General features: G+C 63.6%; 27 protein-coding genes. 8 read left to right on the top strand and 19 right to left on the bottom strand.

The window, feature by feature from the left end:
- Nucleotides 1-19: 19 nt before the first annotated feature.
- On the bottom strand, nucleotides 20-1,165 hold the full coding sequence (locus tag IB241_RS24670) for a PAS domain-containing sensor histidine kinase (RefSeq protein WP_192300786.1): 1,146 nt from the start codon (nucleotides 1,163-1,165) through the stop codon (nucleotides 20-22).
- Entirely contained in the window at nucleotides 1,155-1,970 is an 816-nt protein-coding gene (locus tag IB241_RS24665; protein WP_192300785.1) for an alpha/beta fold hydrolase, read from the bottom strand. The genes IB241_RS24670 and IB241_RS24665 overlap by 11 nt, the downstream gene beginning before the upstream one ends.
- A 125-nt stretch (nucleotides 1,971-2,095) precedes the next feature.
- Between IB241_RS24665 and IB241_RS24660 the strand changes: the two genes are divergently transcribed.
- On the top strand, nucleotides 2,096-3,295 hold the full coding sequence (locus tag IB241_RS24660) for a TPM domain-containing protein (RefSeq protein WP_192300784.1): 1,200 nt from the start codon (nucleotides 2,096-2,098) through the stop codon (nucleotides 3,293-3,295).
- A 9-nt stretch (nucleotides 3,296-3,304) separates the two neighbouring features.
- Here the strand turns inward: IB241_RS24660 and IB241_RS24655 are convergent, their stop codons facing one another.
- The 4 genes from IB241_RS24655 to IB241_RS24640 form a co-directional block, all read right to left on the bottom strand.
- A complete protein-coding gene (locus IB241_RS24655) occupies nucleotides 3,305-3,730 on the bottom strand; it encodes a GNAT family N-acetyltransferase (protein WP_192300783.1) in 426 nt (141 codons plus the stop codon).
- Nucleotides 3,727-4,905, bottom strand: coding sequence for a hypothetical protein (locus tag IB241_RS24650; protein WP_192300782.1), 1,179 nt, complete (start codon nucleotides 4,903-4,905; stop codon nucleotides 3,727-3,729). Before IB241_RS24650 ends, IB241_RS24655 begins: the two co-directional genes overlap by 4 nt.
- A 63-nt stretch (nucleotides 4,906-4,968) precedes the next feature.
- The gene (locus tag IB241_RS24645; RefSeq protein WP_192300781.1) at nucleotides 4,969-5,460 is read right to left on the bottom strand and encodes a GNAT family N-acetyltransferase; all 492 of its coding nucleotides are present in this window, start codon (nucleotides 5,458-5,460) and stop codon (nucleotides 4,969-4,971) included.
- 84 nt (nucleotides 5,461-5,544) lie between these two features.
- Nucleotides 5,545-5,925, bottom strand: coding sequence for a hypothetical protein (locus IB241_RS24640; protein WP_192300780.1), 381 nt, complete (start codon nucleotides 5,923-5,925; stop codon nucleotides 5,545-5,547).
- Between the two features lie 119 nt (nucleotides 5,926-6,044).
- Here IB241_RS24640 and IB241_RS24635 point away from each other — a divergent pair, with 119 nt between their 5' ends.
- Together IB241_RS24635 and IB241_RS24630 are read left to right on the top strand one after the other, a co-directional pair.
- Nucleotides 6,045-6,515, top strand: a complete 471-nt coding sequence (locus IB241_RS24635) for a GNAT family N-acetyltransferase (RefSeq protein WP_192300779.1) — start codon at nucleotides 6,045-6,047, stop codon at nucleotides 6,513-6,515.
- Between the two features lie 146 nt (nucleotides 6,516-6,661).
- A complete protein-coding gene (locus tag IB241_RS24630; protein WP_192300778.1) occupies nucleotides 6,662-6,991 on the top strand; it encodes a DHCW motif cupin fold protein in 330 nt (109 codons plus the stop codon).
- 3 nt (nucleotides 6,992-6,994) lie between these two features.
- On the opposite strand, the gene IB241_RS24625 is transcribed toward IB241_RS24630, so the two are convergent.
- Nucleotides 6,995-7,462, bottom strand: coding sequence for a copper chaperone PCu(A)C (locus tag IB241_RS24625; protein WP_192300777.1), 468 nt, complete (start codon nucleotides 7,460-7,462; stop codon nucleotides 6,995-6,997).
- Complete coding sequence (locus IB241_RS24620) at nucleotides 7,462-8,070, bottom strand: SCO family protein (protein WP_016976099.1); 609 nt, start codon at nucleotides 8,068-8,070, stop codon at nucleotides 7,462-7,464. The genes IB241_RS24625 and IB241_RS24620 overlap by 1 nt, the downstream gene beginning before the upstream one ends.
- 180 nt (nucleotides 8,071-8,250) lie before the next feature.
- On the opposite strand from IB241_RS24620, the gene IB241_RS24615 reads away from it, so the two are divergent.
- The 5 genes from IB241_RS24615 (at nucleotide 8,251) to IB241_RS24595 (ending at nucleotide 12,139) form a co-directional block, all read left to right on the top strand.
- Entirely contained in the window at nucleotides 8,251-8,631 is a 381-nt protein-coding gene (locus IB241_RS24615) for a DUF2946 domain-containing protein (RefSeq protein WP_192300776.1), read from the top strand.
- 62 nt (nucleotides 8,632-8,693) lie between these two features.
- Complete coding sequence (locus IB241_RS24610) at nucleotides 8,694-9,239, top strand: putative natural product biosynthesis protein (RefSeq protein ID WP_192300775.1); 546 nt, start codon at nucleotides 8,694-8,696, stop codon at nucleotides 9,237-9,239.
- 162 nt (nucleotides 9,240-9,401) lie between these two features.
- Entirely contained in the window at nucleotides 9,402-10,718 is a 1,317-nt protein-coding gene (locus tag IB241_RS24605) for an OprD family porin (protein ID WP_192300774.1), read from the top strand.
- Between the two features lie 75 nt (nucleotides 10,719-10,793).
- The gene (locus IB241_RS24600; RefSeq protein ID WP_192300773.1) at nucleotides 10,794-11,237 is read left to right on the top strand and encodes a CopD family copper resistance protein; all 444 of its coding nucleotides are present in this window, start codon (nucleotides 10,794-10,796) and stop codon (nucleotides 11,235-11,237) included.
- A 77-nt stretch (nucleotides 11,238-11,314) separates the two neighbouring features.
- On the top strand, nucleotides 11,315-12,139 hold the full coding sequence (locus IB241_RS24595; protein ID WP_225595703.1) for a hypothetical protein: 825 nt from the start codon (nucleotides 11,315-11,317) through the stop codon (nucleotides 12,137-12,139).
- Nucleotides 12,140-12,298: 159 nt separating this feature from the next.
- On the opposite strand, the gene IB241_RS24590 is transcribed toward IB241_RS24595, so the two are convergent.
- From IB241_RS24590 to nirS, 11 genes are read right to left on the bottom strand one after another with little or no spacing between them, the layout of a single operon-like run.
- Entirely contained in the window at nucleotides 12,299-13,753 is a 1,455-nt protein-coding gene (locus tag IB241_RS24590; protein ID WP_192300772.1) for a cytochrome D1 domain-containing protein, read from the bottom strand.
- Entirely contained in the window at nucleotides 13,750-14,574 is an 825-nt protein-coding gene (gene cobA / locus IB241_RS24585; protein WP_192300771.1) for a uroporphyrinogen-III C-methyltransferase, read from the bottom strand. Before cobA ends, IB241_RS24590 begins: the two co-directional genes overlap by 4 nt.
- A 43-nt stretch (nucleotides 14,575-14,617) precedes the next feature.
- Nucleotides 14,618-15,796, bottom strand: a complete 1,179-nt coding sequence (gene nirJ / locus IB241_RS24580; RefSeq protein WP_192300770.1) for a heme d1 biosynthesis radical SAM protein NirJ — start codon at nucleotides 15,794-15,796, stop codon at nucleotides 14,618-14,620.
- 13 nt (nucleotides 15,797-15,809) lie between these two features.
- Nucleotides 15,810-16,310 (bottom strand): nitrite reductase, encoded by a 501-nt coding sequence (locus tag IB241_RS24575; RefSeq protein WP_192300769.1) that lies wholly within the window; start codon nucleotides 16,308-16,310, stop codon nucleotides 15,810-15,812.
- Complete coding sequence (locus IB241_RS24570; protein ID WP_192300768.1) at nucleotides 16,285-16,728, bottom strand: Lrp/AsnC family transcriptional regulator; 444 nt, start codon at nucleotides 16,726-16,728, stop codon at nucleotides 16,285-16,287. The genes IB241_RS24575 and IB241_RS24570 overlap by 26 nt, the downstream gene beginning before the upstream one ends.
- Nucleotides 16,721-17,209 (bottom strand): AsnC family protein, encoded by a 489-nt coding sequence (locus tag IB241_RS24565; RefSeq protein ID WP_225595712.1) that lies wholly within the window; start codon nucleotides 17,207-17,209, stop codon nucleotides 16,721-16,723. The genes IB241_RS24570 and IB241_RS24565 overlap by 8 nt, the downstream gene beginning before the upstream one ends.
- Nucleotides 17,210-17,232: 23 nt before the next feature.
- Nucleotides 17,233-17,691 (bottom strand): Lrp/AsnC family transcriptional regulator, encoded by a 459-nt coding sequence (locus IB241_RS24560; RefSeq protein WP_192300766.1) that lies wholly within the window; start codon nucleotides 17,689-17,691, stop codon nucleotides 17,233-17,235.
- Between the two features lies 1 nt (nucleotide 17,692).
- Nucleotides 17,693-18,862 (bottom strand): cytochrome D1 domain-containing protein, encoded by a 1,170-nt coding sequence (locus IB241_RS24555; protein ID WP_192300765.1) that lies wholly within the window; start codon nucleotides 18,860-18,862, stop codon nucleotides 17,693-17,695.
- Nucleotides 18,859-19,176, bottom strand: coding sequence for a c-type cytochrome (locus IB241_RS24550; RefSeq protein WP_192300764.1), 318 nt, complete (start codon nucleotides 19,174-19,176; stop codon nucleotides 18,859-18,861). Before IB241_RS24550 ends, IB241_RS24555 begins: the two co-directional genes overlap by 4 nt.
- Before the next feature lie 15 nt (nucleotides 19,177-19,191).
- Entirely contained in the window at nucleotides 19,192-19,506 is a 315-nt protein-coding gene (locus IB241_RS24545) for a c-type cytochrome (RefSeq protein WP_192300763.1), read from the bottom strand.
- Nucleotides 19,507-19,530: 24 nt separating this feature from the next.
- Complete coding sequence (gene nirS, locus IB241_RS24540) at nucleotides 19,531-21,072, bottom strand: nitrite reductase (RefSeq protein WP_225595709.1); 1,542 nt, start codon at nucleotides 21,070-21,072, stop codon at nucleotides 19,531-19,533.
- Nucleotides 21,073-21,365 lie beyond the last annotated feature (293 nt).

The raw sequence follows: 21,365 nt of genomic DNA, 5'->3' as shown, positions 1-21,365 counted from the left end.
GTCTCGACTGACTGGCCCATCATCCTCCCCCCACGAAACACACATTGAACGTCGTACCATCGCCCTGCGTAGAACTGACCGCCACATCCCCCCCATGGACTTTGGCCAATTCCCGCACGATATACAGCCCGAGGCCCACGCTGCGTACGTCGCTGCCCTGGTCGGTGCCGCGGGTCATCGGCTCGAACAGCCCGGCCAGCAGGGTTGCGGGGATCACGGTGCCGTGGTTGTGTACCGCCACTTCACACTGCCCAGCCCCCAGCCGCGAGGTGATGCTGATCGGTCGTTGCAGGTCGCCGTAGGCCACGCTGTTGGCCACCAGGTTACCGATGATCTGTTGCACGCGGTCGGCGTCGAGGCTGGCTTCGCCACTGCCTAGCGCATTGTGCGCCAGGATGGCGTTGGGGAACGCGACGCGCAGCTCATCCACCGCCTGGCGGGTCACTGCGTGCAGGTCCAGCGGCGCGGCCTTGATGCTGATGCCGTGGCCGACCCGGGCCTGGGTGAAGTCCAGCAGGTCGGCGATCATGCGCTGGGCGCGTTCGGAGGACTGGCCGATGTGCCCCAGCAACTGGCGCTCCTTGGCGCTGCGTTCGCCACGGCTGAGGAAATCCGAAGCCATGCGGATCGCCGTGAGCGGGTTTTTCAGGTCATGGCTGACGATCGCCACCATCTGCTCGGCAAACAGCGCGCGCCGCTGGGCGATGGCGTATGCCTCGCCGAGTTCGGCCTGGGCTTGCTTGAGGGCAAGTTCCGTCGTGGTTTTTTCCTGCAACAGTGCTTCGGCCAGCTTGCGTGCGTTGAGCAGTTCGCGCTCGTACTTGTCACGGTCGGTGGTGCCGAACAGCGCCAGGTCGTACACCGCGCCGTCGGCTTGTTCACGCCGGGTGCCATTGAGCAGCACGGTGACCTTGTGCCCGTCGCGGTGCAGCATGTCCAGCTTCACTTCGGTGACACTGCCGCGCAGGCGCAGCATCGGCGCCAGGTGGGTCTGGTGGAAGATCCGCCCGCCCATGGTCAGCAGGTCCTGGAAACGCCGCCCGCACAACTCCACGGCGCTGAACCCGAGCCATTCGCTGAACCGTGCGTTGATGTGCAGGAGCGTGCCGTCCTCCGCCGTTGCGGCCAGGGCACAGGCGGCGTTGTCGAACAGCTTAGTCGGCATGGGCGACGGTCCAGGGTGCGAGGAAACTCTCCATCGCTGCCGCACACGCCTGCGGCGCGCTCATGTGTGGGCAATGGCCGACGTTGTCCACCAGGCAATAGGTGCTGTTGAGCAACACGCCGTGCAGGTATTCGCCGACGGCCACGGGGGCGATCAGGTCGTCGCTCGATTGCAGAATCAACACCGGGGTAGCCAGGCCGGCGATGTCCTTGCGGTTGTCGGACATAAACGTCACCCGCGCAAATTGCTTGGCGATCTCCGGTTCGGTGCGGCAGAAACTGTCGCGCAAGGCCTCGCTCAACGCGGGCTGTTCAGGCGCGCCCATGATCACTGGGGCCATGGCGCTGGACCAGCCGAGGTAGTTGCTGTCGAGGGTGTCGAGCAGGTCATCGATGTCGCTGCGCTTGAAACCACCGACATAGCCATCGGCATCGATGTAGCGCGGCGACGGGCCAATCATCACGTGGGCGGCGATGCGTCCGGGGGCCTGGCGGTCGGCGAGGGTGGCAATCATCGCGCTGACCGAGTGGCTCACCAGAATCACCGGGCCGACGGCAAAGGCGTCGATCAGCTCGTTCAAGTCGCGGGCATAACCGTCCAGCGCGCTGTACTTGTGCTTGTCGAACGCGCTGAGGTCCGACAGGCCGGCGCCGACCAGGTCATACATCACCACGCGAAAGTGTTCGGTAAATGGCGGCGCCAAGTAGTGCCACATGGCCTGGTTGCAGCCAAAACCGTGGGAGAACACCAGGGTCGAGCGGCCGTTGCCCATCACACTGACGTTGTTGCGGAGGCGAAGGTTCATGGGCTTCTCGGTTATGGCGTTTTGCTGTGTGGGCGGAGTTTAGATAGTCAATCGAGTGGGGTCACGTGTTATAGCCGCGATAAGGTAAAGTCGCGGCCTTCAGGAAGAAACTTCAGGTAACAAACATGATGCGGTGCGTGCGGCAAGCGGTCTTGGGTCTGTGGGTGCTGGTGCTGGCCAGTGTGTTTGTCACCGCCCAGGCTGACACTTCGCCGATTGGGATTGCCCTCGATCAGCGGGTCATCGACCTCACCAACACCCTGGATGCTGGCACCACCGCCCGTCTGAAGGCGCAGCTCGCTGCCCTGGAGCAACGCAAAGGCGCGCAGGTGGCGGTGTTGCTGGTGCCCACCACCGGCGATGCGAGCATCGAGGACTACGCCAACCAACTGTTCCGCGCCTGGAAGCTGGGGCGCAAGGACATCAATGACGGCATCCTGCTGCTGGTGGCCAAGGATGATCGCAAGGTGCGCATCGAAGTGGGCTACGGCCTTGAAGGCGTCGTCACCGACTTGCTGAGCCATCGCATCATCGAAGAACACATCACCCCGGCGTTTCGCCAGGGCGATTTCGCGGGAGGTGTCGCCCAAGGCGTAGACGATCTGGTGCTGTTGGTGGATGGCGGTGACTTGCCGGCGGTGGCGGGGCTCGCGGTAGGGCCAGGAGCGATCGCGGTGTTGCTGGCATTTGTGCTCGGTGGCGGTGGCGGTGTACTGCTGGCAGCCGGCAAGCTGCGCTGGCGCAAGGCATTGGGGGCCGCAGTGACGATCACGCTGCTGCTTGCGGTGCTGGCTGGCGGCCGGGAGTGGGCGGTGTACCTGCTGATACTGCCGCTGACCTTGCTGATTGGCGGCGCCACGTTCGGCGCGTTGTGGCAGGCACGCACGGTGTTTTATTGCGTGCTGGGCCTGTTGGGCTACATCACGATCCTGCTCGCGGCGAATCAATACACCGATGTGAACTTCCTGCACTGGCTGGCATTCCCCCTGCTGGGTCTGCTGGTGCTGGGCTTGTACCTGATCCTGTTCGTCATCATGAAAGACGCCTGGAAGCGCAGCCGGGCAGGCTTCGTCGCACGGTTGCTGGCGGCCGTGGCGGTGTACGTGGCCGCGGGGTTGCTGATGGAGTTGGGGCGCAACGACTGGCTGTTTGCTTTCCCGATTGCTTCGTTTGCCGCGCTGTTTATCTTTGGCAAGACCGGCGGCGGCTCGGGCTCCAGCGGTGGCTCAAGCTCGGGCTCCAGTCGTTCGAGCTCCAGCTCCAGCAGCAGTTCGTCGGGTGGCGGTGGTTCGAGCGGTGGTGGGGGCGCTTCGGGGAGTTGGTGAAGCGCCCAGCTACAACGCCTTGCTCAGAAACACCCGGCTGCTGCCCTGGGGCTCGCACGGGATTTCACCAAAGCGCATCCAGCCGCGCTTCTCATAAAACCCCGGCGCCTGGAAGCTGATGGTGTACAGCACGGCACTGCGACAACCGCGGCGCCGCGCTTCATCTTCAAAGGCCTGCAACAATCGGCTGCCCAGGCCCGAACCGCGCAGGGTCTCGGGCAGGTGGAACAGGTCGAGAAAAGCCATGCCAAACGCGCTGCGACCAGTGATGCCACCGAGGGTTTGCCCGGTGTGTGGGTCTTTGATCAGCACCGTCAGCGGCCGTCGGTCGTGATAGCCAGTGGCGTGTTTGTTGAAGGCGGCAAGGCCATCTCCGATGATCTGTTGTGCCTGGAGATCAATCTGGTCGCCAATTTCGATCAGGGGTTGGGTCATGTCGAGGGGCCTGGTTTTTTGGTTTTGTTGTCTATGGTCGGCTTGGGAGGGCTTATGGTGTCCGAGTTCTTTGGCATCCGGATGGCGTTGCTGCTTTGGGTCAGCACACAGTAGGCCGATTGTTGCGGCCAATCCTTGAGTGTCGTTTTGACCCGGCTGGTCGGGCACAGCAACAACACATCGCCGAAGGAAAACAACGGGAACGCGGACACTACAGGCTTGCCACGCAATATCTGCACGTCGCCCCAGACGGCGCTCTCGAAATCTTCCCTGGCGTAGGTTTTCGTCAGCCAGAAGCGCGCTTCTACGGGGGCACGCACGTTCATCACCCCGGCTGCAGCGTAAACGATCGCTGCCGGGCTTCCCGGCGAAATTGCAATAATCATCCCCCCCGCCACAGCGACGGCCAACAGACTCAGGGCCAGGCGCTTGAATAGGTCGGCCTTGCTGACGTAGAACACCACCACAGGCATCAACGTGACGCATGCGGCGAACATCGAGATATACATCAAGCGGTTCACCGCTTCGGGGGTGTCTTCCCCGGTATAGGCTTTCAGAATCAGGCTGGCGGGAAATACGGCAGAGAGCACGGTGCTGAACAGCAGCAATGACACCATCAGTACAAAGAAGCCGCGCAGCCGCCAGCTCCTGGGGTGGCCGGGGCTCGCCATGGTTGCACAGACATCGACGGCAAATCGGAAGGTGGTGGTTGCCAGCATTGCAATCAGGCTGAGCACAAGCCAAAGCGCAACGTAGAGCACTTCCCATAGGGCGTTCCGTTCAGGTCCTTCGAAGCTATACCAGAGCATGGCAACGATGCCTGACAGCACAGGTACGCAGAGAATACCCACCAACTTGTGCTGCAGGGACGGGGAGTCATTGAAAAACGACACCGTGAGTCCGAACAGGACAGTGCTCGCCAACAGTGTCAGCAAGTACGCGCCCAGCATACCCATTACGCTGGCGAGCCAGGGGATCAGCGCTGACTTGGCCTCCAGCGCTGCGGCCAGCAGGTCCGGGCGGCCGATTGCCGATGCGTAGGTCGACAGGGTGTAAAACCCCAGCAGCGTACCCAGTCCCGCGAAGATAACGCTCAGGGGCGCCCAGAAATTCAGTATCCGCTTGAGGTTCTTTTTTAACGCGTGTTGAAAGGTCAAGGGTGTTGCGTTGGGCACGAGGTGGTTCCTTCCGTGGATCGAATCGCGTTACCGGCTGCTGTGTCCGGGATTGGCGCTGAATTAGAGCTCCATGACCATCTCATGCCACGCCATCCCGCCATGGTCCGACGCGGACGGCTGCACATAGCGATAGCCCATGCGCGTGTACAACGCTACATGGCGGTCCTTGCACATCAAGTGAATGGTCTTTTTGCCCATGTCGCGCATGCGTTGCACAAACGCGTTCATCAACGTCGTGGAGTACCCTTTGCCCTGGTGTGCCGGGTCAACCACCACCGACATGATCACCACATTTGGCGCCTCGGCCGAATGCCCCACCAGTTCCTTGAACGCCTCGTCAGACATCACCACTTCATCGGCGCAGCCGCAGTTGATGAAACCCACTACTTCGCCAGCGGCCTCCAAAATCAGAAAACCTTGTGGGTACAGCGCAATGCGCGTGGCGATTTTTTCCAGGGTCGCGGCTTCATCGCCTTCGTAGGCGCCGATTTCGATTTCAAAGCAGCGGGCGGCGTCGGCGGGCAGGGCATTGCGCAGGGTGAGGGCGGGCATGGCGGTTCCTGGGGACAAAGCGGAAGGCGACATTCTAGATAATTATCGCCCCCAGCTCCATTGCGGCGCCCTTGAAGGGGTTGCTTACTCCACTGGCGCGTAGTTCCTGACGCCGGCCTTACTCAGTTGTTCCTGGAATTCCCGCTGAAAATCGCTGATCCTCATCTGCAACGCTGGGCTGAAGGTGCCATCATTGTTGTTGGGTTTAAAGCTGAACTTGATCGTGTTGTGCAGTGCATTGCCATCGCCGAAGTCGTTGTAGTCGTACACGTCAGATTCTTGCTTGACCCCGATGTTTTTTGACCTGGCGAGATCCTTGAAAATGTCCATCGTTTGACGGTAGTCCTCAAGTTTCACCGTGAATTGGATACCTGTGTTGTGAAGGTTGGCGCCGATGGGCCGATTTAACGCTTCCGGCGCGCCCTGAAGCGTCTGCGGTGCATAAGAAGATTGAACACCTTGCATAGTAAAAGCCCTCGATTTGACGTCCTAATGGGATGCTTCTCGTTGTGGTGAACGCCAAGCACCGGGTTCCATCCGCAAGAGGCGCGGGTGTGTCCAACTGTTAAGCCATGGAGGCTGAAATGCTGCAAATAAAACCCGCAACCCCGGAAGACGCCCAAGCGGCGTTCGACATTCGCCTGTTGGCCATTCGTAGCCAGTGCATCGGTGCGTATACGCGCGAGCAGATGATGTCCTGGACCCGTGGCAGCGCCGCAGACGGCTACAACGCGCTGATGGACAAAGCGTTTTACCTGGGATGGGTGCAGGGCGAACCGGTCGTCACCGGGATGCTTGACCTGGAAAACAACGAAGTGGGAGCGCTATTTGTCCTGCCTGAATTCACCGGGCGTGGGTATGCCAAGGCCATGCTCGATCACCTGGAAAACCTGGCTCGGCAACTGGCGATTGACACGCTGGTGCTGGATGCGACGTTGAATGCCGCGGGTTTCTATCGGGCGCGCGGATACGTGGGGGATGAGCAGGCGGTTTACCATTCGCCGTCGGGGTTGGTGTTGGCGTGTATACCGATGACCAAGCGACTGGTGTGTTGAGCGAACGGCTGGGGGAGCAAGCTGTCGAGCTTTAGCGAGGCTGCGAAGGCGGTTCTGTATGCCCCTAAAGCCCAGGATCTGTGTCTATCGACCGAGCCTTGCACTCGTTAGCCTTGCGCCACGTTAACTGACGACCGAGCCTCCCCATGAACCTCACCGCCGTACCCTTTGGCACCACCGACTGGTCAACCCTCGACCCCGTCACCTACCCAGGCGAATCCGGCAGCGCCGTATGGCGCACCTGCCACTTCGGCACGACCCGCGTGCGCAGGGTGGACTACACCCCCGGCTATCTGGCGGATCATTGGTGCAGGCGTGGCCATGTACTGTTGTGCCTGGAAGGCGAGTTGCACACGGAGTTGGAAGACGGCCGTCAATTCACACTGACGGCCGGGATGAGTTACCAGGTTGGCAACGACATGGAGGCGCACCGCTCTTTCACCGCCAGCGGCGCGAAGCTGTTTATCGTGGACTAGCGCTTAGTGCATCTTGCTGTGGTCCATCCCATCCAGGCCACGCGCCGGGGCGTGCACCTCCAGGGTCTGCTTTTCGCCCTTGGCGTTCTCCACGGTCAGGGTCAGCGGCACGTGGTCGCCTTCCTTGATCTGGCCGGTGAGGCCCATCAGCATCACGTGGTAGCCATTGGGGTCGAGGGTGACAGCCTTGCCGGCGGGCAGCGCCAGCGAGTCCACCGGGCCCATGTGCATCACGTCGTCCTTCATGCTCATCTCATGGATCTGCACGTCTTTGGCCACCGGCGAGGCAACGCTGAGCAGCTTGCTGTCGCTGTCGGCGGTGACGGTCATGAACGCGCCGCTCGACGGCTGGCCCGGCACGGTGGCACGCACCCAGGCGTCGGTGACTTGCACCTGGGCACTGGCGTGTGCCGCGAGGGTCAGCAGGGTGAGGCCCAATGTCAGGCGCTTGAGGTGTTGAACGGCAGTCATTAGCAGACCTCCATGACGGTGAGCAGGTCTTCTGCGCACTCTTTAGCGGTAAGGGATGCCTGCAGGCCCAGGCGCAGGTTGCCACGGGTGTCGAAGACAAAACTGGTGGCGGTGTGGGACAGGGTGTAGGTGTCGCCGGCGGGGATCTTTTCATAAAAGATCCCGAATTCCTTGGCGGCCACGGCGATTTCTTCCGGGGTGCCGTAGAGCGCTTCGAAGCTGGGGTCGAAGGCCTTGACGTACTTGTCGAGGATCTCTGGGGTGTCGCGTTCGGGGTCGAGGGTGATGAACACCACTTGCATGATCTCACCGTCGCGGCCCATCAGCTTCTTGGCCTGGGCGGCGCGGGCCAGGGTGGTCGGGCACACGGCCGGGCACTGGGTGAAGCCGAAGAACACCACCGGCATCAGGCCACGGAACGAACTCAGGGTGACGGTCTCGCCGTCGGTGTTCTTGAGCTTGAAGGTACGGCCCATGATCTTGTCACTGAGGTCCTTGCCGTACTTGAAGTTCAGCTTGGGGCTGTAGTCACAGCCGCCCAGCAGGCTGCCCAGGCCCAACAGGCCCATGCCGGTCAGCACTTTGCGGCGGGTGAATAACGTACTCATCAACTGCGCATCCTGTGAATCGCCTGCATTGCTCTGGATCTACACATCAGGCTTTGAAAAGGAGTAAGGAGGAGGGCGCCAAGTCTACCAACCCCGGCCAGCCCGCGTAATGTGCGACGTTCTGCCACAGGGGCGCACCGTGCTTCATCTCGGTGCGCCTGTGGTGGTAGAGTCGCCGCCATGAAATTGCGCCCCTCCGACCGTTCGCTGATCGCCTGGACCCTGTACTTCTGCGTGCTGATGAACCTGTTCGTGTGCGGTTTGGGCCATGGGCAGATGATGGGCCTGGAGCTCAACGGCATCGGCGGGCAGTTCTGTTCGGTCGAAGGCAGCCAGCCGATTTCCGACAAAGGGTTGGGAAGCACGGCTTCCAGCAACATCTCGAACTACTTTGCCTGCCCGGTCTGCAACGCGTTGACCGTCGCGCTGGTATTCCTGATCGGTCTGGCCTGGCTGCTCGGCCTTGGGCAAACCCCGCGCCCGGCCCATGAGCGGCGCAACAAGGCGCCGCCACGCGACTCCTGGCCCTCGGCCAACCCCCGCGCATCCCCCGCATTCTGACGTGTGCCCTGGGCTGCCTGTGATCAGGCAGCGTTCTATCGTCACGACTGTGAGTGCGTTTCATGAATCACCTATTGCCTGCCGGCGCCAGCCGCCTGGTCAGCAAGGCGTCCCGGCGCCTGCGCATGGAGCCGGCGCTGCCCGACTACCCGAGCAATTCCCGTTGCTTCGTGCACCTCGATGCACGCCTGCTGCCCCATTGGCACACCTTGTTCGACATCTGCCCGGCGCTGCTCAAACTGGACCCGCCCGAGGGCCTGAACCTGTTTCGCAGCTTCATGACCTGGGCCTACCGCCACCGGCCCCCGCTGGACTGGACCTACCACCTGAACGTGTGCCGCTGGTTGCTGGCCTCGCCGTACCGCACGCAAATCGACGATGAACCCATCGAGGCGTTCATGGCCGCAGCGGCGGCCTGCTGGATCAATACCGATACCAGCGGGGCCCAGGGTGTGGTCGTGACCTGGCAAGGCGCGACGGTGTTCGATTGGAAGGATGCGCCCTCAGCCAGCGCCGAACACCAGGCGTTGCCCGGCACCGAATGGGACTTCGCCTGGTGCCCCTTGAACGCCCGCGGCGAGTTCAGTCGCTGGCTGCCAGTGCCTTGAGATTGTTACGCAACTGGTAAAAGTGAATGACGGTTTTCATGGCTTTTTCCCACGCGGCTGAGCCTATACCGTGCGCGCTCCCGTTATATGCAGCACCACCCGCGGCACACAGAACAGGGCTGGGCTGCGACGGGATCGCCTCATTTACTTTACGGAGCCTTCATGAATCACAAGACTTGCCTGGCCCTCGCCGTTTCCCTGGGCGCCGCGCAGCAAGTTGCTGCGTCGGGTTTTATCGACGACAGCAAAGCCAGCCTCGATCTGCGCAACTTCTACTACAACCAGGACACCCGCAACGCCCGGGGCGCCTCGGACAAGGAGTGGGGCCAGGCGTTCATGTTCAACTACAGGTCCGGCTTCACCGAGGGCACCGTCGGCTTCGGCCTGGATCTGCAGCAGATGCTCGGCCTGCGCCTGGATGCCTCCGGCCGCGCGGGCAAGGCCGGTGAGGACAACACCCCCGGCAGCGTCTTCCCGCTGGACGATGGCAAGGCCGCCCATGACTTCAGCAAGACCGGCGTCACCGGCAAGTTGCGCATCGCCCAGACCCAACTGAAAGTCGGCAACCTGCAACCCAAGTTGCCGGTACTGACCACCGAAGACGGCCGCCTGCTGCCCCAGACCTTCCGGGGTTACCAATTGGACTCCAAGGACTTCAAGGACGTCAGCCTGATCGCCGGCAAGCTTGAGCAAGTGGTCGACCGTAACTCCAGCAACGGCCAGGGCCTGTCGATTGCCGGCGCCAACGACCCGATCAAGGGCAAGAGCAGCAACCAGTTCTACTACGGCGGCGTGGATTACACCGTCAGCAAGCAACTGCAATTGCAGTACTACTACGCCAACCTGGAGAACTTCTACCAGCAGCACTTCCTCGGCCTGGTGCACAACTGGCAGTTGCCGGTGGGGCAATTCAAAAGTGACCTGCGTTACTTCTACAGCACCGCCGACGGCAAGAACGCCAGCGCGGCCGGGCGTGACGAGGGCTATGTCAGCGCCGGTTACTACGGGCCCGGCGTCAACACCGGCAAGGTCGACAACCGCCTGTGGAGCGCGCTGTTTACCTATGCCTTGAGCGGGCACTCGCTCAGCCTCGGCTACCAGAAGACCACCGGCGAAAGTGACTTCCCCCACATCAACCAGGGGCAGGGCCGCTCGCTCTACCTGATCACCAATTCGCAGTCGCTGAAATTTGTGAATGCCGGGGAACAAGCCACGGTCGGCAGCTATGCCTATGACTTCGCCAGCCTTGGCTTGCCGGGCCTGCGCTCCAGCGTGACGTATATCCACGGCAGCCATATCCGTACCAAAAGTCGCGACAACAGTGAGTGGGAGCGCGACCTGCGCGTTGACTACGTGATCCCCACCGGCACCCTCAAGGGGCTGGGGTTTACCTGGCGCGGCGCGGTGCTGCGCGGCAACGACACGGCGGACAAGGACGAGACGCGCCTGATCGTCAGCTACAGCATCCCGCTGATGTAACGGCTTGACCGGCATCAAGGTGCGCCCGTCTCCAGCACGCGACACTGGAGGCCCGGCGCGACCTGCGAGGCCTCCATGCTCTACCTGTTGTTTCTCCTGGCCCATCTGTTCGCCGCGCTGATCTTTATCGGCACGGTGTTTTTCGAAGTGCTGATCCTGGCCCACCTGCATCGGCACTTGCCGGCGCGGGTGATGGTGCAGGTCGAACAAGGCGTCGGCCAGCGTGCCCGCAGGCTGATGCCGTGGGTGTTGCTGGTGCTGTTCGGCGCCGGTATCGGCATGGTCTGGCTGCGTTATCGGCCGCTGCTGGCCGCGCCACTGGCGACGTCATTCGGCACCTTGCTCAGCCTCAAACTGATACTCGCCACCAGCGTGCTGCTGCACTTTTTGCTGACGATGCTGCGCATGCGCCGTGGGCGTGTCAGTGCGCGGTATCTGCGCTTTATTCACCTGAGCCTGTTCGGGCATATGGTCGCGATTGTGCTGTTGGCCAAGGGCATGTTTTACCTCTCGTGGTAAAGCCCTTGATGCATATCAACGGGTGTCGTGTTGTCGCACCGGACAATGGCTCACCGCCCACGGACCCGGAGCCCCTCATGTGCAGCGTGATTTCCCTCGATGTGGTGCGTGCGCTACGCACCAGCCGCCAGTGGCAGCGCCCGCTGGCGTTGACCTTGCACTGGCCGCCCGGCCCGGCGAATGACGACTGCCGGCACCGACTGATCCGGGAGATCGAATGGGTCGGCCGTCACCTTGACCATCGGCAACCCGTGGAGCATTTCCAGTGGCGCGGCGCGGCGGCGATTGCCGAGGTACAGGCCCTGATGCACGTCCTGCATGCGCGCTTCAATTTCTTCGAGCAAGACCGTGGCGACTACGCCATCGACCTCGACCCCCGGCACACCGATTGGGCGAGCGTGGGGTTGCTGCGTGAGCTGGGTTTCAACCACGTCTGCATCAGCGTGCCGGATGCCCGTGCCGCGGCCGAGCCCGCCCAGGCGTGCTACCGCAACCCGGCACCGATCCAGTCGTTGATCGATGCGGCACGCACCTTTGATTTCCGCTCGGTGAGTGTCGACCTGGGCTACGGCGCCGCCTGGCAGACCCTGGCCAGTTTCGACGCCAAGCTGGCCAGCCTGATCGCCCTGGAACCGGACCGCCTGCAAGTGTTCGACTACGCCGATCCCCCTCGGCGCTATCGCGCGCAACCCACCCAGGCCCATAGCGGTGCGATGCGTCAACTGAGCTTCGAACGCCTGGCGGCGGCGGGTTACCACTACATCGGCCAGGGGCAGTTTGCCCGGGGCGACGACGATTTCACCCAGGCCCAGGAGCGCGGCAAACTGCGCCGAACCGGCGAAGGGTTCACCGTGCATGGTGACTGCGACCATATCAGCCTGGGCGACACACTCCTCTGGTGAAAGACCGGGCCCGTAGTGAGCGGGCTTGCCCGCGCTGGGTGGCGAAGCCGCCCCAAACAGTCCGCCGCGGTGTTTCAGGAATACCGAGGCGCCGGGATTTGGGGCGGCTTCGCCCCCCAGCGCGGGGCAAGCCCGCTCACTACAGGGTAATTCGGTGCTTTAGTGCGACGTGCCTTCGGCAAACTCGATCTTGTTACCCACGTTGTACTTGCCCGACGGCTTGTTCATCGGCAGGCGCTTGATCTCCTCAAGCGTCTGGCTGTCGTACACGATCAGCGCGCCGTCGGTGGCCCAGATGCTCAGCAGCACGTAACGCCCGTCGCGGGTGAATTCCACATGGGCGGCGGTCTTGCCCGGCACCGGGCGCAGGGTATGGGCGATCTCCAGGGTCTGTTTGTCGATCAAGTGGATGGCATCGTTGTCCGGCCCGAAAAACACATCGCTCCATACATAGCGCGAGTTGACATGGCTGCGCATGAAGAAGCCCGGGCCGAGGGTGGGGATCTGCTTGATCGGCTTCCAGGTGGCGGGGTCGAGCACGCTGATTTGTCCCTGGCTGATATTCGGTGTGGCGAACACCCACTGGCCATTGCGCCGCCAATAGGTGCCCGAGCCCAGGTGAGGCATGCCGGCCAGTGGAATATCGGTGACCACGTCTCCCGAATCCAGGTCGATCACCTGGCCGCCACCGGCCTTGCGTGACGTGGCGAGCAACTGACGGTAATCGGGGGTGAACGTGAAGTCATCCAGTACGTCGCGGGCCGCGATGCGCCGGGGTTCGAAGCTGGGTTGTGGGGCGGCATAGGACAGCTCCCAAACCTCGTTCACATCCTTGAGCGCCACCACAAAACTGTCACGCGGCGGCGCGGTGTACACGGCGCTGACCCGCGACCCGGTCGGCAGCAGCTTGACCAGCGACAGGTCACGCGCATCGAGCACCACCAGGTTGCCCGGCAGGTAGTTGCCCACCAGCACCCAGCGCCCGTCCTTGCTCACTGCCAGGTTGCGCGTGTTGAGTCCGGCGCGGATCTCGGCGATCAGCTTGAGGTTGTGCAGGTCATATAGGCTGATCCAGCCGTCCCGCGAGGCGAAGTACACGAAGCGTCCGTCCGGCGAGAACTTGGGCCCGCCGTGCACGGCAAAGTGGCTGGCAAAACGGTCCAGCACAGTGAAGCGATCGCCGTCGAGGATGTCGATGTGATGGTCGCCGGACTCCACCACCACAAACAGGTTGAGCGGGTCGGCGTGGTGTTGTGGGGTGGTTGGCAACTGCGTCAGGTCGGCCAGCAGGCGGTGGCTGTCGCGGATGTCTTGCACGCTCCAGGTTGCCGGTGTGGCGGGTGGTTGTTGCAGGAAGTCCGCCAGCCCGTCGATCTGCGCTGCGCTCAATTGGGCCCCGAAGGCGGCCATCTGGCTGGCGGGGCGGCCTTGCGTGATGACCTTGCGCACCTCGTCCGGCTTGATCCGCCCGAGGCTTTCGGGGAGTAACGCCGGGCCGCTGGCGCCAATGCGATTGAGGCCATGGCAGCTCTCGCAATACTGGTGGTAGTCCTCGGCTGGCGTACCGTGGGCGCCGCCGGCCCATAGCAATGGCAGCAACCACAGGCGCTTCACGACGCCACCGGGACGCGGGGCGCCGACAGGCTCGCGGGGTAGTGCAGGGCGGCGTCGGCAAACAGGTTCACCACCGCACCGATCACCGTCAGGGTCGGCACGCCGGGTTCGCAGTCGGCGGCCAGGGTCGGCAACTGGCGCAAGGTGCCACGGGCCACGTGCTGGTCGGCCCGCGCGCCGTTGCTGATCAACGCGGCCGGGGTATCGCCCGGTAGACCGGCGGCCACCAGGTGTTCGGCGATCAGCGCCAGGTTCGACAGGCCCATGTAGAACACCAGGGTCTGGCTCGGCTCGGCCAGGCTGGCCCACGGCAGTTTCAAGGCGCCGTCGCGCTGCAAGTGCCCGGTGACGAAGCGGCAGGAGTTGACCAGGTCGCGGTGGGTCAATGGGATGCCCGCGTAGGCGCTGCACCCGGACGCGGCGGTGATGCCTGGCACCACCTGGCACGGGATGTCGCGCGCGAGCAGGTATTCCAGCTCCTCGGCGCCGCGCCCGAAGATAAACGGGTCGCCGCCCTTGAGGCGGACCACGCGCTGACCCTGTTCGGCCAACTCGGCGAGCAGGGCGTTGAGTTGATCCTGGGGCAGGCTGTGGTAACCGCTGGCCTTGCCCACGTAATGGCGGGCGCAAGTCAGGGGGATCAGGCTCAGCAGCTCGGCGCTGATCAGGCGGTCGAACACCACTGCGTCGGCCTGCATCAACAGGCTCCAGGCGCGCAGGGTCAACAGGCGCGGGTCGCCGGGGCCGGCGCCCACCAGCGCGACTTCGCCGGGGTGGAAGGGGCTGTGCAGGCTCGCGGGTATGGCAGTCGGAAGGTGCATGGGACGTCCTCTGTTCATCATCAGGCAGGCGCCCCCGGTTGTGTCACCGGGTGGCGCACGGGATCAGGCTGGGTGACTGCCGGGCGATCTCGGCATCGCTGAGATAGCACCCGGGGTCCGGGCCCCACAGGTCGCCATCGGCCCAGGCGCGGGTGCGCGTATTGCCGTTGCAGATTGGCAGCCAGCGGCAGTCGGTGCAGCGCCCGCCGATCTGGCGCGGGTGCTCGCGCAGGCGCAACAGCAACGGGTCGGGCTGCTCCAGCCAGAGGTGGCGAAAGGTGCGGTTGCGCACATTGCCCACCGAGTGCTGCCACCAGTAGGTGTCCGGGTGCACTTCGCCGGTGTTGTCGATATTCGCGATGCCGCTGCCCGACGCATTGCCGCCCCAGCTGTGCAACAGGTGTTCCAGTTGCGGGTAATGCTCGGGCAGGTGGCGGTGCACCCATTGCAGCAACAGGATGGCGTCGGCGTCGTTGTTGCCGCTGACAAAGTCGCTGGCCACGCCGTGTTCGATGTCGTGCCAGGCCTGCTGGAAAATCAGCGTCATGGCGTCGCGGCTCATCTGGCGGTGTGCGTCCAGCTGGCGGCTGCGCTTGCCGCGCCCGCTGTAGTTGAGGTGCGACAGATAGAATTTCTGCACATCGTATTCACGCATCAGCTCCAGCAACTGCGGGAGTTGCGCGTGGTTGGCCTGGGTCAGCGTGGTGCGCAGGCCCACGCGAATCCCGGCCTCGCGGCACAGGCGAATGGCGTGCAGCGAACGCTGGAAACTGCCTTGCAGCTGGCGGAATGCGTCGTGGGTCGCTTCGAGGCCGTCGATGCTGATGCCCACATAGTCGTAGCGGGCATCGGCGATCTGCTGGATGTTCTGCTCGTCGATCAGCGTGCCGTTGGTGGACAGTGCAACGAAAAAACCTTTGTCCCGCGCATAGGCGCTGAGCTGGAACAGATCCTCGCGCAGCAGGGGCTCGCCGCCGGACAGGATCAACACGCGCACCCCCGCGGCGTGCAGGTCGTCGATCACCCGCAGTGCAGTGGCAGTGTCCAGCTCATCGCGAAATACGCTGTCGGCGCTGGTGGCGTAGCAGTGTTTGCAGGTGAGGTTGCAGCGCCGCAACAGGTTCCAGATCACCACCGGCGGGCGGTCGCTGCCTGGGGTAGAAGCGCGGGGCGGCGGGCATTGGCCGGCCAAGGTGCGCAGGTACTGACTGATTCGCAGCATGGGGCATTCCTTGTCAGTGCGAGGGGCTCAGGCGCAGGCCGGTTTTTTTCAGGATGCGGCTGCTTACCAGCATCTCGTCGGCACGGCAGGCATCGCCCAGCAGGTAGCGCAGGTGATCGCGGTAGCTGTCGATTTCTTCGCGGCTGCGCCCATGCACCATGGCGAACAGGTTGTACGGCCAATCCGGGCGGCGCGGGCGACGGTAGCAATGGCTGACGAAGGGTTGCGCGCCGAGCAGTTCGCCCAGGCGTGGCATCTGCGTGTCGACGACGTCCCACACGGTCATGCCGTTGTGCCGATAGCCGAGGCGGTAATGGTTGGGCACGGCGGCGATGCGGCGGATCGCGCCTTCGGCTTGCAGGCGCTTGAGCAGATCCAGGGTCGATTCGACGCCGATGCCCAATTGCTCGGCGAGCCATGCCCAGGGGTCTTCCACCAGCGGCAGGCCGCTTTGGGTCAGAGTGACCAGGCGCAGGGCCAGGGCGTTGTCAGACCGGGAAATACAGACCGACATGGTAGGTGTGCTCCTTCGGCAGGTTGAGCACCGTCAGCCCCGTCAGGGCTTCGATGCGGGACAGGGTCGCGGCCAGCTCCGTCGCGCTGGCGCAGGCCAACACGAACCACATGTTCCAGTGGTGTTCGCGGCGGTAGTTGTGGGCCACTTGCACCAGCGCGTTGAGTTGCGCGGCCACCGTCTCGAAGCGCGCCTCGGGTACCGCCAGGGCGGCGAGGGTGAAGGCGCCGCCGAACTGCTCGATGTCGAACATCGGGCCGAAGCGCGTGAGCACGCCATCCTCGAGCAGATCATGCAGGCGGTCGAGCACCTCGCAGGGCCGGCTCTGCAGCTCCTCGGCGACGTGTTGCCATGGCTGGCGCACCAGCGGCAGGCCCCGTTGCAGGCGGTTGATCAGGCGGCGGTCGAAGTCATCCATGGGCCCACACCTGCGACGGTGGCGGCGCAAAACGCCCGCCGCATTGTTTGTAGGCGCGGGTGCTGAACAGCAGGTGGTGGGGCAGGTCACTCAGTTGTTGCTGCTCCAGCACCGCCTGGATATGCGCCGCGACCTCTTCGCGCTCGCGGCCGTGCACCATGCAGAACAGGTTGTAGCGCCACAGCGGCAGGCGGCGCGGGCGTTGGTAGCACAGGTTGATACGCGGTGCGCGGCCCAGGCGGGCACCGATTTCATCCACCAGCGCGTCCGGGACATCGAGTACCAGCATGGCATTGGCGACAAAGCCCAGGGCACGGTGGTTGAGCACCAGGCCAACACGGCGGAACAGGCCTTGCTCCTGCCATTGCTGCATCTGTTGCAGCACCTGATCGTGATGGGCGCCGATGCGTTCGGCGAGGGCATCGTAGGGCCGTGGCACCACTGGCAAACCCCGTTCCAGGCATTGGCGCAGGTCGAGCATTTGTTCGTGGTTCAGGGGCGTGATCACGGGTGCGCTCCCAGGGAGAACCCGAGGTCGATGCGGTAGGCCGTGAGCATCGGCAAATCCAGGGGGCGCAGGCCGGTGTCTTTCTCCAGCTCGTCGAGGATCTGTTCCAAGTGCTGGCGGTGCGGCCCGGTGAGCACGAACCACAGGTTGTAATGGTGCTCGCGTGCGTAGTTGTGATTGACCTCCGGGTACTGGCTGACCCGATGGGCCACCTGTTCCAGCCGCTCAAGCGGCACCGCCAGGGCGGCCAGCGTGCTGGCGCCGGCGCGGGTGTGTTCGAACACCGGGCCGATGCGCGACAGCGCGCCGGCCAGTTCCAGGCGTTGCAGGCAGGCCATCACCTCGGCTTCGCGACAGCCCAGCACCTGGGCCATTTCCCGGTAGGGTTCGGCGCACAGCGGCATGCCGTGCTGGTAGCGTTCGATCAATTGCTGGCTGAGCAGGTCAAGGTCCATCTCAATACCCCATTTTTTGCGCACGGCTGCTGAAGAAAATTCCGCTGGGGCTCAAGGCCGGCAAGGTCTTGAGCAAGGTCAGGCGATATGGGTCCCAGACCTGCACCTGCTCACCGTCACGCACCGACAACCACAGTTGCTCGCCACGCCCGGTGAACTCCATGTGCAGCACACCGGGACCGGGGCGCAGGTCGGCAACGATCTGGTGGGTTTGGCTGTCGAGTACCTGCACGCGGTCGTTGTCCGGGTAGGCGAAGTTGACCCACAGCTGGCGCCCGTCCGGCCGCGCCGTCACGAAGATCGGCTGGCCGGCCACGGCGATGGCGGCGGTCTGCTGCCAGTTGCGTGCGTCCATCACCAGCACCTGGTGGCGACCCACGGCAGGCACGAAGGCCTGGTTGTCGGCCACGGCCCAGCCTTCGAGGTGGGGCATCTTGTACACCGGCAATTTGGCCTGGCCACGGCCGTAGTCGGCGAGCACGCGCTTGACGCCTTGTTCCGGGTGCCACAGGTCGAGTTGGGCCATGCCGTCCTCGCCGAACAGCCCGGCCATGTAGTAGCGGCCGTCGGCGGTGATCAGCGCGTCGTAGGGTTGCTCACCGATGTCTTTGAAGCGGCGGATGGTGGGCGCGGTGCCGTGGCTGAAATCCGCGCTCCAGATCTCGCCCGTGTCGAACAGGCTGAACACGAAGCGCTGGCCGGGCGCATCCACCAGGCCCACGACCCGTGAGCGCTTGCCGTCGGGCAACGGGGTGGCGGGGATGTCGGCGACCAGGGCCAGGGTCGCGGCGTCGAACACCTTGACCCCGCCGGGTTGGTAGTTGGACACGGCAATCAGGCGCCCATCCTGGCTGATCGCACCGCCGATGCTGTTGCCGCCCTGGAGGATGCGTTTGTCGATGCGCTGGCCCAGCAGGTCAACCTTGGTCAGCCCGCCGTCGCGGCCAAAGATGTAGGCATAGCGCTGGTCGCGGGAGAACACCACCGAGGCGTGGGACAGGTCGCCCAGGCCGTCGATGCGCGCCAGGGCGGTGATGCCGCTGGTTTCAATGATTTGCACACTGGCGCTGGCGCGTTCGATCACCAGGCCCAGGTCGCCGCTGCCGCGCACGGCGGGCTGGGTGCAGGCGCCAAGCAACAGGCACAGGGACAAGCTCAACGGACGGATCATGGCGCGAGGCTTCCTCTCAAGAGACGGTCGACCAGCCAGGCGATTTCACTGGCGTTGAGCAGCGGCGCCCAACCGGGCATGGCGCGGGTAGGGCGGCCGTAGGCCACGGTGGCGATCAGGCTGTCGCGGCTTTTACCGGCCAAGGCCTGGGGCGTCAGCGGCGGGCCGAGGCCGCCAGTGAGGTACAGGCCGTGGCACGCGCCGCAGTCCTGGGTCAGCAGGTGTTCCAGGCGGCGTGCATCCACGGCAGCGCCGACGGGCAGGGGAATGAGTAGCAGCAGCGCCATGGCCGCACCGATCATCGAAACTTGCATGGCGCGCTCCTCGGGTTATTTCAAGGTCAGGATCCAGGTGGCCAACGTCTTCGCTTCGTCATCCGTCACCTGGTTCGGCGGCATCGGGATCGGTCCCCAGTTGCCCTGGGTGCCGTTCTTGATGTGGCTGGCAAGGGTGGTGGCCGCGTCTTTTACCGCCGCGTTCTTGGCGGCCACATCCTTGAGCGCCGGCCCGACGACTTTGCTGTCGATGCTGTGGCACGCCGCGCACGGTTTGCTCTTGAACAGCGCCGGGCCGTCCTGGGCGAGGGCCGGTTGCAGGCCGATAAACGCGGTGCTGGCGAGCAGTGCGAGGAGCATATTTTTCATGGCAGATTCCCTTGTTGATCAGGCTCAATAAATGTCGTGTTGGGTGTTGAACACGTTGAACTTGCCGGTGGGTGTGATCAGGCGCTTGTCCTTGATCACGTGTTTGAGCTTCAAGGTCTTGTCGTCGATCACCACCAGCGCCGATTCCTCGGTCTGGCCGTTCCACACCGAGAACCACACCTCGTCACCGGCCTTGTTGTATTCCGGTTGCACCACGCGCAACGCGCCTTGCTTGATCCCCGAGTACTCGGCAATCGGCAGCACGCTGTAGCCTTTGTCGAGGTTGTTGATGTCGAACACGGCGACCGACTGGCTCAGCTTGGCGTCGGGGTTGAGGGTGGTGTCGACATACAGGTGGTGGGAGTTGGGGTGGGTCTTGATAAACAGCGAACCACCACCCTGGCCGCTGAGCGATGCCACTTGTTTCCAGGCGTATTGCGCGTGCTTGACCGGGTCGGTGCCGATCACCGAAATCCCGCCATCGCCCAAGTGACTGGTGGCCCACACCGGGCCGTATTGCGGGTGCACGAAGTTGGCGCCACGCCCGGGGTGTGGGGTCTTGCCGACGTCGACCAGAGCGGTGAGGGTGCGCTGCTTGGAGTCGATCACCGCGACCTTGTTCGAGTTGTTGGCTGCCGTGAGGAAGTAGCGGTGGGTACTGTCCCAACCGCCGTCATGCAGGAACGGCGCGGCGTCGATGGTGGTGATGGTGAGGTTCTTGATGTCCTGGTAATTGACCAGCATGACCTTGCCGGTTTCCTTGACGTTGACGATGAACTCCGGCCATTCGTGGGACGCAATGATTGCCGCCACCCGCGGTTCGGGGTGGTACTCCTGCTTGTCGACGGTCATGCCACGGGTCGAGACGATCTGCTTGGGCTCCAGGGTTTCGCCGTCCATGATGGTGAACTGCGGCGGCCAGTAGGAACCGGCGATGGTGTACTTGTCCTCGAAGCCCTTGAACTTGGAGGTCTCCACCGAACGCGCTTCGATGCCCACTTTGATCTCGGCGACCTTGGTCGGCTCGGCGGGCCACAGGTCGATCATGTCGATCTTGGCGTCGCGGCCGATCACCAGCAGGTAGCGGCCCGAGGCGGAGATGCGCGAGATGTGCACGGCATAGCCGGTGTCGATCAGCTTGACGATCTGCTTGGTGTCGCCGTCGATCAGGGCGATCTTGCCGTCGTCGCGCAGGGTTACGGAGAACAGGTTTTCCAGGTTGAGTTTATTCAGCTGGTGCTTGGGCCGGTCTTCAGGTTTGACCAGGACTTTCCAGGTCTTGAGCGTCTCGGCCATGCCCCATTCCGGCGGGGTGGGCGCGGTGTGCTGGATAAAGCTGGCCATGCTGCTGATCTGCGCCTTGGTCAGCGCATTGGAGGTGCCCCAGTTCGGCATGCCGGCGGGGGAGCCGTAGGTGATCAACGCTTCGAGGTAGGCCTGGCCACGGGACTGGGTGATGTCCGGGGTCAGCGGTTTGCCGGTGGCGCCCTTGCGCAGCACACCGTGGCAACCGGCGCAGCGTTCGAAGTAAATCTGCTTGGAGGTGTCGAAGTCGGCCTGGCTCATGTCCGGCGCGCCGGCGGTTTTCACCACGGCAGGCGTGACCGCGCCATGGGCGTTCAAGGGCAGGGCGAGGGCCAGTGCGCAGCTCAGGCTGGCGAGGCTCAAGGTGAAGGTGGTTCTGTTGCGAGTCAGCATTCCATTTACTCCTCAGGCGAGACCTTTGCGGTGCCGCGCAACGGGGTGCGGGCGCAGGTTCTTAGTGCCTGGCCAGACTATGGCGAGGTGTTGGAATGCTCGCTTGACGGCGATCAAGTTTGCTTTGGGTAGCGCTTGCCAGGTTGTCGCAGGCGCCCTTA

It is taken from the genome of Pseudomonas sp. PDM05 (assembly GCF_014851685.1).
GTDB lineage: Bacteria > Pseudomonadota > Gammaproteobacteria > Pseudomonadales > Pseudomonadaceae > Aquipseudomonas.
The sequence above is the reverse complement of the archived record's forward strand: the minus strand, read 5'-3'. Positions and strand labels throughout refer to the sequence as shown.

Coding starts and splice junctions, on each gene's coding strand:
- IB241_RS24655 (WP_192300783.1), bottom strand. CDS start 3,730: ATGACCCAACCCCTGATCGAAATTGGCGACCAGATTGATCTCCAGGCA.
- IB241_RS24665 (WP_192300785.1), bottom strand. CDS start 1,970: ATGAACCTTCGCCTCCGCAACAACGTCAGTGTGATGGGCAACGGCCGC.
- cobA (WP_192300771.1), bottom strand. CDS start 14,574: ATGCACCTTCCGACTGCCATACCCGCGAGCCTGCACAGCCCCTTCCAC.
- IB241_RS24630 (WP_192300778.1), top strand. CDS start 6,662: ATGAACCTCACCGCCGTACCCTTTGGCACCACCGACTGGTCAACCCTC.
- IB241_RS24615 (WP_192300776.1), top strand. CDS start 8,251: ATGAAATTGCGCCCCTCCGACCGTTCGCTGATCGCCTGGACCCTGTAC.
- nirS (WP_225595709.1), bottom strand. CDS start 21,072: ATGAGCCAGGCCGACTTCGACACCTCCAAGCAGATTTACTTCGAACGC.
- IB241_RS24570 (WP_192300768.1), bottom strand. CDS start 16,728: ATGGATGACTTCGACCGCCGCCTGATCAACCGCCTGCAACGGGGCCTG.
- IB241_RS24635 (WP_192300779.1), top strand. CDS start 6,045: ATGCTGCAAATAAAACCCGCAACCCCGGAAGACGCCCAAGCGGCGTTC.
- IB241_RS24620 (WP_016976099.1), bottom strand. CDS start 8,070: ATGAGTACGTTATTCACCCGCCGCAAAGTGCTGACCGGCATGGGCCTG.
- IB241_RS24625 (WP_192300777.1), bottom strand. CDS start 7,462: ATGACTGCCGTTCAACACCTCAAGCGCCTGACATTGGGCCTCACCCTG.
- IB241_RS24660 (WP_192300784.1), top strand. CDS start 2,096: ATGATGCGGTGCGTGCGGCAAGCGGTCTTGGGTCTGTGGGTGCTGGTG.
- IB241_RS24645 (WP_192300781.1), bottom strand. CDS start 5,460: ATGCCCGCCCTCACCCTGCGCAATGCCCTGCCCGCCGACGCCGCCCGC.
- IB241_RS24560 (WP_192300766.1), bottom strand. CDS start 17,691: ATGGACCTTGACCTGCTCAGCCAGCAATTGATCGAACGCTACCAGCAC.
- IB241_RS24600 (WP_192300773.1), top strand. CDS start 10,794: ATGCTCTACCTGTTGTTTCTCCTGGCCCATCTGTTCGCCGCGCTGATC.
- nirJ (WP_192300770.1), bottom strand. CDS start 15,796: ATGCTGCGAATCAGTCAGTACCTGCGCACCTTGGCCGGCCAATGCCCG.
- IB241_RS24545 (WP_192300763.1), bottom strand. CDS start 19,506: ATGAAAAATATGCTCCTCGCACTGCTCGCCAGCACCGCGTTTATCGGC.
- IB241_RS24605 (WP_192300774.1), top strand. CDS start 9,402: ATGAATCACAAGACTTGCCTGGCCCTCGCCGTTTCCCTGGGCGCCGCG.
- IB241_RS24575 (WP_192300769.1), bottom strand. CDS start 16,310: ATGTCGGTCTGTATTTCCCGGTCTGACAACGCCCTGGCCCTGCGCCTG.
- IB241_RS24555 (WP_192300765.1), bottom strand. CDS start 18,862: ATGATCCGTCCGTTGAGCTTGTCCCTGTGCCTGTTGCTTGGCGCCTGC.
- IB241_RS24670 (WP_192300786.1), bottom strand. CDS start 1,165: ATGCCGACTAAGCTGTTCGACAACGCCGCCTGTGCCCTGGCCGCAACG.
- IB241_RS24550 (WP_192300764.1), bottom strand. CDS start 19,176: ATGCAAGTTTCGATGATCGGTGCGGCCATGGCGCTGCTGCTACTCATT.
- IB241_RS24565 (WP_225595712.1), bottom strand. CDS start 17,209: ATGCTCGACCTGCGCCAATGCCTGGAACGGGGTTTGCCAGTGGTGCCA.
- IB241_RS24610 (WP_192300775.1), top strand. CDS start 8,694: ATGAATCACCTATTGCCTGCCGGCGCCAGCCGCCTGGTCAGCAAGGCG.
- IB241_RS24640 (WP_192300780.1), bottom strand. CDS start 5,925: ATGCAAGGTGTTCAATCTTCTTATGCACCGCAGACGCTTCAGGGCGCG.
- IB241_RS24595 (WP_225595703.1), top strand. CDS start 11,315: ATGTGCAGCGTGATTTCCCTCGATGTGGTGCGTGCGCTACGCACCAGC.